Source organism: Streptomyces sp. RLB3-17, from assembly GCF_007113425.2.
GTDB classification, from domain to species: Bacteria; Actinomycetota; Actinomycetes; order Streptomycetales; family Streptomycetaceae; genus Streptomyces; species Streptomyces mirabilis_D.
In genome coordinates this window covers 3,439,347-3,454,904 of sequence record NZ_CP041610.2, presented here as the reverse complement: position 1 = coordinate 3,454,904, position 15,558 = coordinate 3,439,347, and the positions used below count along the sequence as shown (strand labels likewise).

The window sequence follows — 15,558 nt, the reverse complement described above, 5'->3', positions numbered from 1 at the left end:
CAGAGCCGGGTCGGCGGCGGCGCGTCGTGGTGGCCGGTCTCAGTCGGCCGGGTGCCCGGTGTCGTCCGGCCAGACCCCGATGTGGTCCTGCTCCAGTTCCAGCATCACCCGGTCCTCCATCCCGAGGGCCGCGGTGTACTCGGCGGGCAGCTGGAGCCGGCCGGCCCGGTCCAGCGTCGCGAACTCCCGTGCCACCAGGGACTCCTGGCCCTCCGCGTCGACCTCCGTGCGGCGCAGCACCTCCGTCGAGGTACGGCCGTCACGGATCGCGACCGCGCGGCGGACCTCGCCGGCGACCGCCTGGTCGTGCGTGACGATCACGATCGTCGTGCCCAACTCCTCGTTGGCCCGGCGGAACGCCGCGAAGACCTCCGCGCCGGTCGCCGAGTCCAGCTCACCGGTCGGTTCGTCGGCGAGCAGCACGGACGGCGAGTTGGCGAGGGCCACGGCGATCGCGACCCGCTGCTGCTGCCCGCCGGACATCTGCTGAGGCCGACGGTCCCGGCAGTCGGCGACGCCGAGCATCGCGAGCAGTTCCTCCGCCCGCTCGGCCCGCCGCTTCCCGCGGCCCCGGCCGCCCTTCAACTGCATGGGCAGCGCCACGTTCTGGGCCGCCGTCAGATAGGGGAGGAGATTGCGGGCCGTCTGCTGCCAGACGAAACCGACCACCTCACGGCGGTAGCGCAGCCGGTCCTTCGCGTTCATCGTGAGCAGATCGCGGCCCGCGACCCGCGCGGCGCCCGCGGTGGGCACGTCGAGGCCGGCGAGGATGTTCATCAGGGTCGACTTGCCGCTGCCGGAGGCGCCGACCAGGGCCATCAACTCGCCCTCCTGGACCAGCAGATCGAGCCCCTGGAGCGCCTGCACCTCCACCCCGGCGGAGCCACCGCGCCCGGGGGAGCCGTCCCCGGCCGCCCGGCCGGAGAAGATGCGGACCAGCCGGTCGCAGGCGATCAGGGCGTCCCGCCCGTACGCGGGCCGGTCGCGGCGCGCCGCCGCCCGATGCTCCAGCTCCGCCAGGCTCGTCCGCGAGGTCGTCGGGGTCATCGCATGCCTCCTGTCCTGAGTTCGGTGATCGACGTACGGCGCCCCGCCCACCAGGCCTGCGCGACGGCCACCGCCCACGCCAGCAGCACCGTGCCCGCCGCGGGCAGGAGCAGCGACCACACGTCGGTACGCAGCGATGCGCCGATCACCGGCACTCGGCCCGCCGCGGTGGCCAGCGCGAGACGTTCCAGGTCGATGCCGGGGGCGAGCAGCCGGACCGTGGCCCAGCCGGCGAGCATCCCGCCCGAGGCCGCGAGCAGCGCCTGCGGCAGCGCGTCCAGACTGAGCAGCCGACGGCCCTGGCGGGGCGTGAGGCCCATGGTGTGCAGCCGGGCCAGCAGCGCGGCTCGTTCCGGCGCGGACTGAAGCAGGGAGAGCAGCAGGGCGAGTACGGCGTACCCCGCACCGGCCAGGGCGGCCGTGGTGTAGATCCGCTCGGCGCCCGCCTGCAACGGCGCGTCGGAGAGCGCCGCCCGTTCCTCGTCGCGCGACGTCACGGTGAGGCCCTTCCCGGCGCCGCGCACGGCCGTCCGCAGGGCCGGTGCGTCGAGTGCGGCACCGGTCGCCAGCAGCGTCGTCGGGTCGGAGTGCGTGAGGCCCGCGGCGTCGACCAGCAGGAAGTCGGCGCCGGGGGCGGCGGGGGTGCGGGAGCGTACGGCGGCGATCCGGACGGTGATGTCACCCGCGAGGGACGTGATCCGACGCGGTGCGCGGCCCAGACGCTCCGCGAGACCGGGGGAGGCGACGGCGTTCAGCACCCGCCCCGTCCCCGCACCCTGCGCCCCCTTGGGCTTCAACACCTCCGCGGGGAACGCCCCGAGGCCCGTCTGCCGGGCCAGCCGGGCGTACGACGCCGGCTCGACCCCGATCAGCGTCAGGCCCTCCTTCGCCCCTGCCCCGCCGGAGGTGAGCTCCGCCGTGCGCTCGATCCGCACGGCCGTCACCGCACGTACGCCCGCGACCTTCCGTACCGCCCCTGCCACGTCCGCCGGCAGCGGCGTCACCTCGCCCGGCCCGGCGATCCGCGCGTCCGCGCCGGTCGCCAGCAGCGCGGCCCGGTCCCGGGCGTCGGACACCCCGGCGAGCACGGAACCCCCGAACGCCGCCGTCGTCAGGGCCAGCAGCAGCGCCAGCAGCGGCAGCGCGACGCCCACCGTCGAGGAGCGGCCCGCGCGGGCCAGCGACAGGAAACCGACCACCCCGCGCCCTCGCGCGGCCGGGCGGGCGGCCCACCGCAGCGGCAGCGGATACAGCCGTACGAGCACCAGCGCCGCGATCAGCCCGACCAGGACCGGGGCGGCGCTCACCAGGAGGTCGCCCGCGCTGGACGCGCCGCGCCGCCGCAGCGCCACGACCGAGCCGACGGCCAGCACCAGCACGGTGAGTTCGGCGACCGTGCGGCGCCTGCCGGGCCTGGCGTGGGCGAGATCGTCGCGCTCCGCGTGCGCCCGCGGCCTGCGGTGCGCCACGACCGCCCGCACCGGCAGTACGGCACAGGCGAGGAGAGCGACGGCGGACGCCCCGAGCACGGCGGGCAGGAGCCGGGCCTCGTCGACGGTGAGGACGGCGAGCAGCAGACCGGTGGCGGCCGCGGGCACCGCCACGACCGCGGTCTCGGCGAGGAGCCGTCCGGCGATCCCGCGCAGCGAGCCGCCCCGCGCACGCAGCAGGGCGAGTTCGGCGGCCCGGCGGGCGGCGACCAGGCCGCCGGCCATCACCAGGACGACGGCGGCGACCGCGCCGATCCCGAACGCCCCGACCGCCACGACGGGCGTGATCGCCGCGCGGGTCGTCGTGTAGGAGCCGACGATCGTCTCCAGATCGGTGGCGACGGCCGCGGTGCCCCCGGCCACCTCGCGCATCCGCAGCAGCTCGGGCCCGCCTTCGAGGGAGGCGATCCGGGAGACGAGCCCCGGGACGTCCTGTGCGGTGAGCCGGTCGGTGGCGGGGGCGAACCGCCAGTACAGCTCCGGCTGTCCCTGGCTGCCGAGGAGCACCGGGGCGGCGCCGGGCGCCAGCAGCAGGCCCGCGTCCCAGTGGAACTGCGGAGGGACCGGGGCGTCCGCGGCCACGCCCGGGGTGCGCAGGACCGGCTCCGCGGACCAGTAACCGCCCTGCGGATGCCGGGGCTCCACGATCCCGGTGATCCGCACGACCAGCGGCGCGCCTCCGAAGCCGTCCACGTCGATGACGGAACCGACCCGCAGCCGCAGCGTCCGGGCGGTCGCCTCGGTCACCGCGGCCTCGACTTTCCTGGTGTCCGCCGTCACCTCCCCGGCGGCGATGGGGAGCCGCCCGCCGCGCACGGTGGCGTGGGCGGCGAGTCCCGACTGCGCGACCAGCGTGAAACGGGGCGGCGCGTCGATCACCGGCAGCCAATGATTCAGTCCGACGAGGCTCTTGGAGGTCCGCACCCCGTAGGCCGACTCCGTGGTGTCCGCCCGCAGCGGCGCGGGCAGCCTGGCCAGCGCCGCGCGTCGCACGGCCGCGAGCGCCGGGGGCCGCACCGCCTTCTCCCGGGTGGACTGCGCGATCTCCAAGCCCGGCTGCGGTGCGCTCAGTTCCACCGAGGTGGCGGCCGGGGGCGCCCCGGCGATCTCCTGCCGCAGCCCTTTCGTCTCGTACGCGTCGAGGGCGCGCGGCAGCGCCGCCGCGAGGAACGCCGTGACCAGCACGAGCACTCCGAACGCGACGGCCGCCCCGGGGGCGGTCCGCAGCCGCGTACGCACCCAGGGCGCCACACCGCGCTCCGTGCGCTGTCTCCACCAGGCCATCTCAGCTGTCCCCCTGGTGGCGGAGCGCGACCGCCGGGTCGGCGCGGCGGACGGCCGTCGCGGCGCTGATCAGCAGGGGCAGGGCCGCGACGCCCACGAGGAGCAGCGCCACCTGGGACACCGGGAGTTCGACGAGGACGCGGGGGACCGGTCGCGCGGCCCCCGGGGTCAGCACGATCAGCGGGACGACGGCCCGGGTCAGGACGGTACCGAGGCCGAGACCGGCGAGCAGACCGGCTCCGATCAACAGGCCCTGCTCCACGGCGACCAGCCGGGCGAGTTCCCGGCGGCCCGCACCCAGGGCCCTGAGCACGGCGAACTCAGCGGACCGCTCGCGCCGGGAGCCCGCGGTGCCCACCGCGAAGCCGCCCGCGGCAAGGGCAGCGGCGGCCACCGCCACCGCCAGCAGCGCCGCGCGCGGCCCGGCGCCGAGCGGATCGCCCAGCAGCCGGTCCGCGGCCTCGTCCCGTACGAGCACCTGGTCCGGCTCGATGTCGGGGCGGGCCCGCAGCGCGGCCGCGACCTGCGCGGCCCTGCCGGGGGCGGTGCTCAGCCACCATTCGGCGGGTGCGAGCGGAGCGCGTGCGCGCTGCGCGAACACGGCGTTCACGGCGCGCAGATCCAGCAACAGAGCGCCCCCGTCCGCCATTTCCGCCCCGCCCTCGTCCGCCGCTCCGTCCGATGCCTCCGCGGTGGCCCCGGCCCAGGCCGCGCCCGCTCCGGTCGTCGGCAGCTCGCTCACCGACCGCACGATCGTCACCCGCAGCCGCTCCCCGTCCAGCGTCACGTCGATGCTCTCGCCCGGCTCGGTCCCGGCCGCGCGCAGGAACGCCCGGGTGGCGACGGCCGCGATCCGTGCCGGGGGCGTGGCCCGCGCGGTGTCGAGGCGGACGGTGAACTCCGGCGGACCGGAGGCCCATTCGTCGCTCCCGGGCGCGTTGCCCGTCCCGTACGAGACCGTGAGCGGCGCCGTCCTCGACACGGCCGGACGCAGGGCCGTCGACGGGAGCGCCGCTCCGTCCGCCGTCTCGGTCCTGCTGCCGCGCCAGCGCACCCCGGCGGGCACCGCGACCGCGCGGGCGGCTCCGTCGGGGCCCGTGGACAGCATGCGTACGACGGTGAGCCGGTGCTGTTCGGGCTCGCCCGCGGGAACCGTGCCGTCGAGCTGCAGCCCGGCCAGCCGCAGCGGCCCGGCAGGCGTGGCGCGGGCGCCCGAAGCCGACACGTCCAGGTCGAGGGTGACCCGGTGGACCCGGCCGTCGACGGGCAGCTTCCCGGCGCTCAGCCGGTACGCGATGCCGTAGCCGTCCTCGACGACGACGGTGACCAGCGGCGCGAGTCCGGAGGGAGAACGCCCCGCCTTCGCCCCTTCACCCGCGGCCGTCGTCCCGCCCGTTGCCGCCGTCTCGTCGGTGATCCGCAGGTCGAGCGCGAGCCGCCGGGTGCCGTCGGGCAGCGACACCGAGGGTCCGGCCGCCTGCTCCCGAGGCGCGAGACCCCGCAGCAGCCGTCCCACGGGCTCGTCGGCGAGGTCGCCGCGCATCAATATCCCCTCCCCGGCGTGCGCCGTGTCCAGGGCGAGCACCGTCGCCCTGCGACCGCCGGAGAGGTCCGTGGTGGCGCGGTAGGCGGGAGCGGCGTCCCGTACCCCGGGCAGCGCGGCGTACAGACCGGTCTGGCCGGGGCTGCCCGGCCTGCCGTCCAGCACCCGCACGGAAGCACCCGTCCCGAAGTCCGCCTGGTCGCCCTGCGACCGCTGCCACGACGCGCTCTGCCCGATCGCCAGCATCCCGGTCGTCACGGCCAGGACCAGCAGCAGCACCGGCCCCGCCCCACGCAGCGGACGCCGGCTGAACTGCCAGCCCGCCAGCGCCGCCGGCAGGCCCCGCCCGCTCGCGGCCCGCCGCTCCGCGAGCCGCGCCCCCAGCGGCAGCAGCCGCAGCGTCAGCACCGTGCCCGCCAGCAGGGCCAGTGCGGGCGCCGCGACCAGCAGCGGATCGATGCCCAGATCGCCCGCCCGGTCACGGCTGAGCGCGCCGCCACCGGACGAGCCGGTCTGCCGGTCGAGTTGCCAGTACGCCACCGCCGCGATCAACAGCAGCCCCACGTCGGCCCCGGCCCGCACCGGCGCCGCGCCCGCCGCGGCCCGCACACGCCGCAGCCGCGGCGGCGCACCCGCCGTCGCGGCCAGCGCGGGCGCCACGACCGCCGCCGCGCAGCACACCGCGACCCCGGCCGCGACCAGCCACACCTGGAGCACCGGAGCGTCCCCGAGCCGCACCCCGGACCGGTCGAGGGACGACCACCGGGCGAGCAGCCGCACCAGCGGACCGGACACCAGCGCGGCACCCACCGCCGCCGGTACGGCGAGCAACAGCGCCTCCAGCACGGCGAGGCCCGTGATCCGGCGGCGCGAGGCACCCCGCGCCTTCAGCAGATCGGTCTCGCCCGCCCGCTCGGTGTCGAGCAGGCGCGCCACCAGCAGCAGCGCGTACCCGGCGAGCAGCACCAACTGGACGGAGACGATCATCAGCGTGGACCGGGAGACGAGCAGCGCGCGCCCGGTCCTGTCGAGCACGGCGGGCAGCGCCGTCCGCACGGTCGCCCCGGCTCCGAACGCTGTGTTCTCGCGGTTCTTGCGCAGCACTTCGGGCTCGCGCGCCGAGGCCTCGCGCAGCGCGTCGATGCCGTCGGTGGTCAGACTCCGGTAGTCGGCCGTCGCCACCCACCCGGTGGTGCCCGCGGAGGTGCGGGAGGCGAGGACGGACGGGTCGGCGAGCAGCGGGCCGTAGGTGGTGAAGTCGACGGTGCGCACCCCGTGACCGCCGAGGGTGTCCAGCTGCCAGTACGGATCCGCGCTGTCGGCGGCCCGGTACACGCCGGTGACCCGGACCGTCAGGGGCGCGCCGCCCAGCCGGTCGGTCAGGGCGATCCGCGCGCCGGGCCGCACCTTCAGCCGGTCGGCGGCCACTTCGGGCAGCGCCACGGGCACGGGAGCGGTGCGCGCCGCCGGGGCCGGGCCGGGCAGCGTGCCCGAGACCAGCCTGATCCGCGACCGGTCGAGGGTGGCGAAGTGGGTGAGGTCCGGTTGCCCCGTGCGGCCATCGGTGCCCTGGAGGGAACGGGGCAGCGCGTACGGCCCCGAACCGCGCAACGTCCGTACGGTCACCGGAAGCCCCGCGAAGGTCCGGCGCGCGCCGCGGACCGCCGCGTCCTGGGCCGCCTGCTCCCGGCCGCGGGGCACGTCGGCGCTGATGACGAGCGAGGCGGAGGTCGCGGCCGGGCCGCTCAGGTTCTGTCGGAGCGCGGCGTCCCCGACCGAGGCGGAGAACGCGGCGAGGGCGGCGAGCACCGAGGTGGTCAGCAGCACCGCGAGCAGGGCGGCGCCGAGCAGCAGCCGATGCGCCCGAACGCGCAGCAACAAGAAGCCCGTCACTCGTCCCCCACCCGATTGCCGAGCCACCCCTCGCCAACCCGACATGAATATCATGGGGTTCTCGTTCTGGGTACACGAGTTCCATTCCGCAGGGGGTGCGTCGATGACGGAGAACACCGGCACGCGGTCCGGTGCCGCCCTCGTGGGCGAATCCGCCGACGGACCGATGGTGCGGGTGGAGAACCTGCACCACTCGTACGGCACGGGCGCGGTGGCCGTGCACGCGCTGCGCGGCGCCTCCTTCGAGCTGCGGCGCGGTGAACTCGTCGCCCTCAAGGGCCGGTCGGGCTCCGGCAAGACGACCCTGCTCCATCTGATCGGCGGCCTCGACCGCCCGGACCGCGGCCGCGTCCTCGTCGACGGCACCGACCTGTCCGCACTCGGTGAGAACGAGCTGCTGGAACTGCGCCGCGACCGCATCGGCTACATCTTCCAGTCCTTCGGACTCATCCCCATCCTCACCGCGGCCGAGAACGTGGGAGTGCCGCTGCGGCTGCGCAGAGCCGACCCCCGCGAACGTGAGGAGCGCGTGGCCCTGCTGCTCGCCCTCGTAGGGCTCGCCGACCACGGGGCCCAGCGCCCGGCGGAGCTCTCCGGCGGGCAGCAGCAGCGGGTGTCCATCGCCCGCGCCCTCGCCAACCACCCAGCCCTGCTGCTCGCCGACGAGCCGACCGGACAGCTGGACGCGCAGACCGGCCTGGCGGTGATGGAGCTGCTGCGGGCGGTGGTCGCCAGTGAGGGCGTCACGGCCCTGGTCGCCACGCACGACCCCCAACTCCTCGGCCTGGCCGACCGCGTACTCGAACTGAGCGACGGCGAGGTCGTCGAGCACTGACGGCGCCCGACCGACCGGGCGCAGACACCTCGGCGGAGGGGCCGCGGCACGTGGGTGAGGGGCTACGGCACCGTGGGTGAGGGGCTAAGGCACCTTGTACGTCTCCCCGTACACCTTCCACTCCAGCGGCGTGCGCAGGTCCAGGTTCCCGTCGTACAGGAACAACCGCTGGGCCGTGTCGATGCGGGTCGTGTCGCGGTGGGCGCTCTCGGCCTTCATCGCCGCGCGACGGACATCGAGGAAGAGGTCGAGGTAGGTCTTCTCGGAGCCGCCCTCGGCCGGGGTGTCGGCCTGGGCCATGGCACGGGCGCGCAGGTCGTAGAAGCCGCCCGCGCCGGTGCCGGGCCCGTGCATGACCATGGCGTCGTAGTAGATGAACTGGCCCAGCGTGCCGAGGCCGTCGAGTTTGGCGCGGCGCACCGCGGGGTCGAAGTAGACGCGGTCCCGCTCGGCGTCCTGCGCCCTGCGGAAGGCGGTCACCGAGGCCTCCTTGCGCCAGGCCGCCACGAATCCCGGGCCGAGACCCTCGTGCGAGTCCGTCCCGTCGACCTTGCGCAGGGCGGGGAGGTAGCGGGCGAGGCCGTTGCCCGGGTGGTCCTTCGTGTAGCCCTCGACCAGGACGAGCAGATCGTGGGTGCCGGTGCAGAAGCCGATGAGACCCGCCGTGTACCCCTGGCCGTCGCCGATGTCCTCGATGTAGGCATACGCGCTGCGCCAGTCGAGCGTGGAGTTCTCCGCGCTCGCCACGAGCTTCTGGGCCAGCTCCTTCTTGTCCGGGGCGGCGAGGCCCGCGCCCGCCGGTCGCTGGGCGTCCTGGCGGGCCCGCGCGCGCCCGGCGGCCCCGCTCGCGTCCGTGAGTCCCGGGGCGAGGAAGCAGACCGCCACCGCGACCAGGGGGAGGACCGCGAGCAGGAGGAGCCGAGCACGTTTCATGGGCTCAGCCTAGGGAGCGCTCAGGCCGCTCCGCTCGTCAGCTCGGACACCTTTCCGACGGCCGTGATCACCAGCAGCGCCAACAGCGCGGCGCACGCGGCCGCTTGGACGAGCGCACGGCGTCGGTCCCGGGGCGCGTACGCGTAGGCGAGCGTGACCACCCCGCCCGCCAGGAGTCCGCCGAGGTGGCCCTGCCAGGAGGTGAGTCCCGCCGAGACGAGCAGCCACAGCAGCAGGCCCGCCATGAAACGGTTGACGGCGCTCATGTCGGCGCCCAGCCGGCGGGCCATGACGTAATACGCGGCCCCCAGCCCGAAGATGGCACCCGACGCACCGAGCGTGGGCGTGTAGGGCGCGATCACCAGCACGAGGACCGAGCCGCCGAGGGCCGAGAGCAGATAGAGCGTGACGAAGCGGATCCGGCCCAGCTGGGCCTCCACCACCCGGCCCAGGTTCCACAGCGAGACCATGTTCATCACGATGTGCAGAATCCCGAACGTGCCCTCGGTGGGCGGCAGATGGAGGAACGCACCGGTCAGCATCCGGTACCACTCCCCGTCGACCACGCCCTCCGGGTGGAAGTCGGAGGGGTACTGGGCCTGCCAGAGGTAGTGCCCGCCGTCGGGCCCCGTCAGCGCCGCGCCCAGCATCTCGAACCGGTCCACGATCGCCGGGCGCACCACCTCGCCCACATAGGCCAGCACGTTGAGCGCGATCAGGACGTACGTCACCACGGGCACGGTCGAGATACGGCCGCCGAACGCCGTGCGGGCCCGCCGGATCGTCCTGGCGCCCTCCTTCACGCACTCCACGCACTGGTGACCGACGGCCGCCTCGCGCATGCAGTCCGGGCAGATGTAGCGGTCGCACCGGGTGCAGCGCACATGGGACTCCACCTTGGGGTGGCGATAACAGGTGGTGACGGCGGATTCGGTGGACTCGGCGGATTCAGTGGATGCAGTGGATTCAGTGGATTCAGTGGATTCAGTGGATTCGGATTCCACGACCGGCTCCTCGCGGGTACGGAGATCAGGGGGACGATGAGCCGGTGGGGTCGGCGGCGAACAAAATAGCGAACGCCCATGTGGGAGGGGGAGGGCAGGGGCTCCCGGTGCCGTAATCTCGGCGTTTCCGCAACCCTCGTGCGATGGGAGCCCCGCATGGCCGGAATCAGCCTCACCAAGGTGGAGGAGACCGCGCCCGCGCTGGTCGGTCTGTACAAGAGCGCCGGTGTCTCCCTCACCAAGCACGGGCTGAGCGGACAGCGGGCCGCGGTGTACCTGGTCGTCGACTACTCCGGGTCGATGAAGCCGTACTACAAGGACGGCAGTGTGCAGGCGCTGGCGGACCGGGTGCTCGGCCTGTCGGCGCACCTCGACGACGACGGCACCGTCCCCGTCGTCTTCTTCTCCACGGACATCGACGCGGTCACGGACATCGCGCTCGACAACCATCGGGGCCGGGTGGAGAAGATCGTGGCCGGGCTCGGTCACATGGGGAAGACCAGCTATCACCTGGCCATGGACGCGGTCATCGACCACTATCTCGACAGCGGCTCCACGGACCCCGCCCTGGTCGTCTTCCAGACCGACGGCGGCCCCATCAACAAGCTCGCCGCCGAGAGGTACTTGTGCAAGGCGGCGAAGCTTCCGCTGTTCTGGCAGTTCATAGGGTTCGGTGACCCGGACAGCAAGCAGTTCGAGTTCCTGCGCAAACTCGACGAGCTGCCGGTGCCGCAGAAGCGGGTCGTCGACAACGCCGGTTTCTTCCACGCGGGTTCACAGCCTCGGAAGATCTCCGACGTCGAGCTGTACGACCGGATCGTGGGCGACTTCCCCCAGTGGCTGACGGCCGCGCGCGAGCGGGGGATCGTCCGGTGACCGTGCGTGTCCTGCCGGCGGCCGGGCGGGTGGCCGTGCCCTGGAAGAACGGTGGCGGGGTGACGCGCGAGATCGTCGCCCGGCCCGAGGGTGCGGACATGGGGGACTTCGAGTGGCGGGTGAGCCTGGCCGACGTCGGCTCCGACGGGCCGTTCTCGGCGTTCGCCGACGTGGACAGGATCCTCACCATGGTCGAGGGGGAGGGGATGGACCTGACGGTCGGCGGTGAACGGCGCCGGGTCGCCACGCGGTTCGTCCCGCAGCGTTTCCCGGGTGACCTGCCGACCGGCTGCCGCCTCCTCGGGGGGCCGGTCGTCAATCTCAACGTCATGTGGCACCGGGGCGCCGCCGCGACCCCCACCGTCACGGTCGCCGTCCCCCGCCGGTCCCTCGCCCTCCCGGCGGGCCCGGCCGTCGTTGTCGTCGCCCTCGACGGCACGGCCGAGGTGGCCGGGGTGACCCTCGGGCGCCACGACGCCGTGCTCCTGACGGACGAGGAAGCGACGCTCCGCGCGACGGGCCACACCGCCGTGATCACCCTCACGCCGAACGGCTGAGCCCCCGCCCGGTTTCTCGCCCCCGCCGCCCCTACCCGTCCCATCCCAGGGGGCTCCGCCCCCAGACCCCCGGGTGGGCTCTCAACCTGCGGGGGGTGGGGGCTGGGCGCGCAGTTCCCCGCGCCCCTGACGGGGCGCTCTTGTCGGCGCCGGTTCACCTCTTCAGCCCGTCCGGCGTTTGAGGACGAGGCCGTTCAGGCCGATCGGGGGGGTGGGGGCGGAGCCCCCAGGTCGAGGATGGGACGGGTAGGGGCGGCGGGGGCGAGAGGCAGGTGGGGGGTGACGCGCCGTTGGCTTCGGGGAGGTGTCGTGCCACTCTGGTGGGCCGAGGGGGTGACCCATGGGCGCGGGAGAGATCAACTCCGGTCGGGGGCAAGGGACTTCACGTGCGGGGCGAAGGGACGAGACGCCAGGGGGCGAGCGGCTGGCGGACTGGGCCGACGGACGCCTCGGCCTCTACGCGCTGGCCAAGGCCAACATGCGCAAGGTCTTCCCGGACCACTGGTCCTTCATGCTCGGCGAGGTCTGCCTCTACAGCTTCCTGATCCTGATCCTGACCGGTGTCTACCTCACGCTCTTCTTCGAGCCGAGCGCCTCCGAGGTCGTCTACCACGGCCCGTACGAACCGCTCAACGGCATCCTCATGACCCGCGCCTACGAGTCCACCCTCCACATCAGCTTCGAGGTGCGCGGCGGACTCCTGGTCCGGCAGATCCACCACTGGGCGGCGATCGTCTTCCTCGCCGGGATGCTCGTGCACATGATGCGCGTCTTCTTCACCGGCGCGTTCCGCAAGCCCCGCGAGGTCAACTGGCTGTTCGGCTGGACCCTGCTGATGCTCGGCCTGATCACCGGCCTGACCGGCTACTCGCTCCCCGACGACCTGCTCTCCGGCACCGGCGTCCGCTTCGCCCAGGGCGCGATCCTGTCGGTCCCGATCGTGGGAACGTACCTCTCCTTCTTCCTCTTCGGAGGCGAGTTCCCGGGCCACGACATCATTCCGCGCTTCTTCCCGATCCACGTCCTCCTGCTGCCGGGCATCATGCTGGGCCTGGTGGTCGCCCATCTGATCCTGGTCTTCTACCACAAGCACACGCAGTACCCGGGGCCCGGACGCGACCAGAAGTCCGTCGTCGGGATGCCGTTCATGCCGGTGTACATGGCCAAGGCGGGCGGGTTCTTCTTCCTCGTCTTCGGGGTGCTGTCGCTGATGGGGGCGATCGCGACCGTCAACCCCGTCTGGGCCTTCGGACCCTACCGGCCGGACCTGGTGACGACCGGCGCGCAGCCCGACTGGTACCTCGGCTTCTCCGAGGGGCTCATCCGGGTGATGCCGGGATGGGAGATCAACGCGTGGGGCCACACCCTCCAACTCGGTGTGTTCATCCCCTTCTCCCTCTTCCCGCTGATCATGACCGCCATCGCGGTCTACCCGTTCATCGAGGCGTGGATCACCGGGGACAGACGGGAACACCACATCCTGGACCGGCCGCGCAACGTCCCCACCCGCACCGGGCTCGGTGTCGCCTGGCTGACGCTGTACGGAGTGCTCCTGGTCGGCGGTGGCAACGACCTGTGGGCCACCCACTTCCACCTCTCCATCAACGCCATCACCTGGTTCGTACGGGTCTCCTTCTTCGTCGCCCCGGCCCTCGCCTTCGTCGTCACGCGCCGGATCTGCATGGGACTCCAGCGACGGGACCGCGACAAGGTGCTGCACGGAAGGGAGTCCGGGGTCATCCGGATGCTTCCGCACGGCGAGTACGTCGAGGTGCACGAACCGCTCACACCGGCGCAGCGGTTCACGCTCACCCAGCACGAGCAGCCCCCGCCGTACGAGGTGGGACCGCTCGTGGACGCCAACGGCGTCACCCGCCGGGTCGGCCCCGGCCGCAGGCTGCGCGCCCGGCTCGCCCGCGCCATGTACGGACCCGACACCCAGATCCCGAAGCCGACGCCGGAGGAGTACCGGGAGCTCACCGGCGGCGAGCACCACCACTGAGCACCTCGGCCCGGCACTCGGCCGGGGTGCCCCACGCGGTACGCAGGGCACGGGCCTTGGCCAGCCACAGGGACAGGTCGTACTCCGCGGTGTAGCCGATCGCGCCGTGCAACTGGAGCGCCGTGCGCGCGGTGGCGTACGCGGCCTCGCAGGCCGTGACCTTGGCCGCGGCCACGTCGGCGGGCGCCATCGTCAGGGCCGCGCCGAACAGCAGCGGGCGCGCGAACTCCAGGGCGATCTTCGCGTCGGCGAGGCGATGCTTCACCGCCTGGAACGAACCGACGGGGACGCCGAACTGGGTGCGCTGCCTGACGTACGCGACGGTCCGGTCGAGGAGCGCGAGACCGACGCCGAGCGCCTGGGCGGCGGTGGCGAGCCGGGCCCAGACGAGGGCACGGGCGACGGGAGGGGCGGTGGAGAGCAGTTCACCGCCGGGGGCGAGGGGGGTGAGGCGGCGGGAGGGGTCCAGGGAGGCGCGTACCGGGCCGTGGCCGGGGGACAGCCGCAGTCCGTCGGCGGCCAGGGCGAGGCGGGTGGTCGCCGCGTCGCCGTCCAGGGCGTACGCCCCGTCGAGGGCCAGCGTCGCCGACGCCTCGCCCGAGGCCAGCGAAGGGAGCAGCCGCCCGGCGGGCAGAGGGTCCGCCAGCCCGGCCAGCAGGGCGGCCGCCGCGACCGTCTCCACCAGCGGGCCGGGCACCGCGTGCCGTCCCAACTCGACGAAACCCACGGCCAGTTCCACCGGACGCGGGCCCATCCCCTCGTACGCCTCCGGCACCGCGAGAGCGAACACGCCGACCTTGGCGATACGGGACCACAGCGCACGGCCGGCGCCGTGGTCGCCGCGGCTCCAGTCCCGTACGACCGACGGGGTGTCCGCGGCCGTCAGCATCGCGTCCAGCGAGTCGGCGAACGCCCGCTGCTGCGGGTCGAGGAGGAAGCGCATCAGCGGCGGCCCTTCGGGAGGCCGAGCAGGCGCTCGGCGATAATGTCGCGCTGGATCTCGTTGGTGCCGGCGTAGATCGGACCGGCGAGCGAGAAGACGTACCCCTCGGACCAGTCCGTGTCCGCCGACTCGCCGTCCGGGCCGAGGAGGTCGAGGGCCGTCTCGTGCAGCGCGATGTCGTACTCCGACCAGAAGACCTTGTTCAGGCTGGCCTCCGGTCCTGAGGTCCCGCCGTCGAGGAAGCGGGAGGCGTTGGCGTAGGTGAAGAGCTGGTAGGCGCGGGCGCCGATCACCGCGTCGGCCACCCGGTCGCGCAGCGCCGTGTCCGAGGGGTCGGCGCGGCTGCGCCACAGCGCCTCCAGCCGGTCCGCGGCGGCGAGGAAGCGGCCCGGTGAACGCAGCGTCAGCCCCCGCTCGTTGCCCGCCGTCGACATGGCGACCCGCCAGCCCCCGCCCGGCTCGCCGATCACGTCCTCGTCCGGGACGAAGACCTCGTCGAGAAAGACCTCGGCGAAGGCCGGCCTGCCGTCCAGGCGGCCGATGGGGCGCACGGTGACCCCGGGCGCGCGCAGGTCGAACATCAGATAGGTCAGGCCCTGATGAGGCCTCGGTGTGCCCGGCTCACTGCGGAAGAGACCGAACGCGCGGTCGGCGAAGGCGGCCCGCGACGACCAGGTCTTCTGCCCGCTCAGCAGCCAGCCCCCGTCCGTACGCACCGCGCGCGAGGTGAGCGAGGCCAGATCGGACCCTGCCTCCGGCTCGGACCACGCCTGCGCCCAGACGACCTCCCCGGTGGCCATGGAGGGCAGGATCCGGGCGCGCTGTCCTTCCGTGCCGTGGTCGAAGAGGGTGGGCGCCAGGAGGTTGATGCCGTTCTGGCCGACCCGGCCCGGCGCGCCCGCCGCGTAGTACTCCTCCTCGAACACCAGCCAGCGCACGATGTCCGCGTCCCGGCCGCCGTACACCCGCGGCCAGGACACCACCGACCAGCGGTCCGCGGCGAGTTCGGCCTCCCACACGCGGTGCGCCGCGAAGCCCTCCTCGGTCTCCAGGGACGGGAGGGGCGTCCGTGGCACATGGGCGGCGAGCCAGGTCCGGGCCTCGGCGCGGAAGGCCTCGTCGGCGGGGGAGAGGGTCAGATCCATCGGCAG

11 protein-coding genes are annotated in these 15,558 nt (G+C 74.0%); 4 read left to right on the top strand and 7 right to left on the bottom strand.

The window, feature by feature from the left end; translation table 11 throughout:
* Positions 1-39: 39 nt before the first annotated feature.
* Genes FNV62_RS16045 through FNV62_RS16035 form a run of 3 tightly spaced genes read right to left on the bottom strand, consistent with a single transcriptional unit; the run spans position 40 to position 7,257 of the window.
* Positions 40-1,047: an ABC transporter ATP-binding protein gene (locus tag FNV62_RS16045; protein ID WP_054236023.1), complete on the bottom strand. Its 1,008-nt coding sequence runs from the start codon at positions 1,045-1,047 to the stop codon at positions 40-42.
* Entirely contained in the window at positions 1,044-3,821 is a 2,778-nt protein-coding gene (locus FNV62_RS16040; RefSeq protein ID WP_143607825.1) for an ABC transporter permease, read from the bottom strand. The genes FNV62_RS16045 and FNV62_RS16040 overlap by 4 nt, the downstream gene beginning before the upstream one ends.
* A gap of 1 nt (position 3,822) precedes the next feature.
* Entirely contained in the window at positions 3,823-7,257 is a 3,435-nt protein-coding gene (locus tag FNV62_RS16035; protein ID WP_144315333.1) for an FtsX-like permease family protein, read from the bottom strand.
* A 103-nt stretch (positions 7,258-7,360) separates the two neighbouring features.
* On the opposite strand from FNV62_RS16035, the gene FNV62_RS16030 reads away from it, so the two are divergent.
* Complete coding sequence (locus tag FNV62_RS16030) at positions 7,361-8,092, top strand: ABC transporter ATP-binding protein (protein WP_143613047.1); 732 nt, start codon at positions 7,361-7,363, stop codon at positions 8,090-8,092.
* Positions 8,093-8,176: 84 nt separating this feature from the next.
* On the opposite strand, the gene FNV62_RS16025 is transcribed toward FNV62_RS16030, so the two are convergent.
* Together FNV62_RS16025 and FNV62_RS16020 are read right to left on the bottom strand one after the other, a co-directional pair.
* The gene (locus FNV62_RS16025) at positions 8,177-9,025 is read right to left on the bottom strand and encodes a chitosanase (RefSeq protein ID WP_143607823.1); all 849 of its coding nucleotides are present in this window, start codon (positions 9,023-9,025) and stop codon (positions 8,177-8,179) included.
* A 20-nt stretch (positions 9,026-9,045) separates the two neighbouring features.
* Positions 9,046-9,921 carry a rhomboid family intramembrane serine protease gene (locus FNV62_RS16020; RefSeq protein ID WP_225900839.1) on the bottom strand — a complete coding sequence of 292 codons (876 nt, stop codon included), beginning with the start codon at positions 9,919-9,921 and terminating at the stop codon, positions 9,046-9,048.
* Between the two features lie 264 nt (positions 9,922-10,185).
* Between FNV62_RS16020 and FNV62_RS16015 the strand changes: the two genes are divergently transcribed.
* The 3 genes from FNV62_RS16015 (at position 10,186) to FNV62_RS16005 (ending at position 13,464) form a co-directional block, all read left to right on the top strand.
* Complete coding sequence (locus FNV62_RS16015; RefSeq protein WP_143607821.1) at positions 10,186-10,905, top strand: vWA domain-containing protein; 720 nt, start codon at positions 10,186-10,188, stop codon at positions 10,903-10,905.
* Positions 10,902-11,462: a HutD family protein gene (locus FNV62_RS16010; RefSeq protein WP_097284269.1), complete on the top strand. Its 561-nt coding sequence runs from the start codon at positions 10,902-10,904 to the stop codon at positions 11,460-11,462. Before FNV62_RS16015 ends, FNV62_RS16010 begins: the two co-directional genes overlap by 4 nt.
* Positions 11,463-11,802: 340 nt before the next feature.
* Positions 11,803-13,464 (top strand): cytochrome b, encoded by a 1,662-nt coding sequence (locus tag FNV62_RS16005; RefSeq protein ID WP_143607820.1) that lies wholly within the window; start codon positions 11,803-11,805, stop codon positions 13,462-13,464.
* On the opposite strand, the gene FNV62_RS16000 is transcribed toward FNV62_RS16005, so the two are convergent.
* Both FNV62_RS16000 and FNV62_RS15995 read right to left on the bottom strand, forming a co-directional pair.
* Positions 13,439-14,407: an acyl-CoA dehydrogenase family protein gene (locus tag FNV62_RS16000; RefSeq protein WP_143613045.1), complete on the bottom strand. Its 969-nt coding sequence runs from the start codon at positions 14,405-14,407 to the stop codon at positions 13,439-13,441. The genes FNV62_RS16005 and FNV62_RS16000 overlap by 26 nt on opposite strands.
* A complete protein-coding gene (locus FNV62_RS15995) occupies positions 14,407-15,552 on the bottom strand; it encodes an acyl-CoA dehydrogenase family protein (protein WP_143607818.1) in 1,146 nt (381 codons plus the stop codon). Before FNV62_RS15995 ends, FNV62_RS16000 begins: the two co-directional genes overlap by 1 nt.
* Positions 15,553-15,558 lie beyond the last annotated feature (6 nt).

Bases quoted from the DNA above. Each gene is read 5' to 3' on its own strand.
- FNV62_RS16015 (WP_143607821.1), top strand. From the start codon at position 10,186: ATGGCCGGAATCAGCCTCACCAAGGTGGAGGAGACCGCGCCCGCGCTG.
- FNV62_RS16005 (WP_143607820.1), top strand. From the start codon at position 11,803: ATGGGCGCGGGAGAGATCAACTCCGGTCGGGGGCAAGGGACTTCACGT.
- FNV62_RS16025 (WP_143607823.1), bottom strand. From the start codon at position 9,025: ATGAAACGTGCTCGGCTCCTCCTGCTCGCGGTCCTCCCCCTGGTCGCG.
- FNV62_RS15995 (WP_143607818.1), bottom strand. From the start codon at position 15,552: ATGGATCTGACCCTCTCCCCCGCCGACGAGGCCTTCCGCGCCGAGGCC.
- FNV62_RS16040 (WP_143607825.1), bottom strand. From the start codon at position 3,821: ATGGCCTGGTGGAGACAGCGCACGGAGCGCGGTGTGGCGCCCTGGGTG.
- FNV62_RS16045 (WP_054236023.1), bottom strand. From the start codon at position 1,047: ATGACCCCGACGACCTCGCGGACGAGCCTGGCGGAGCTGGAGCATCGG.
- FNV62_RS16000 (WP_143613045.1), bottom strand. From the start codon at position 14,407: ATGCGCTTCCTCCTCGACCCGCAGCAGCGGGCGTTCGCCGACTCGCTG.
- FNV62_RS16030 (WP_143613047.1), top strand. From the start codon at position 7,361: ATGACGGAGAACACCGGCACGCGGTCCGGTGCCGCCCTCGTGGGCGAA.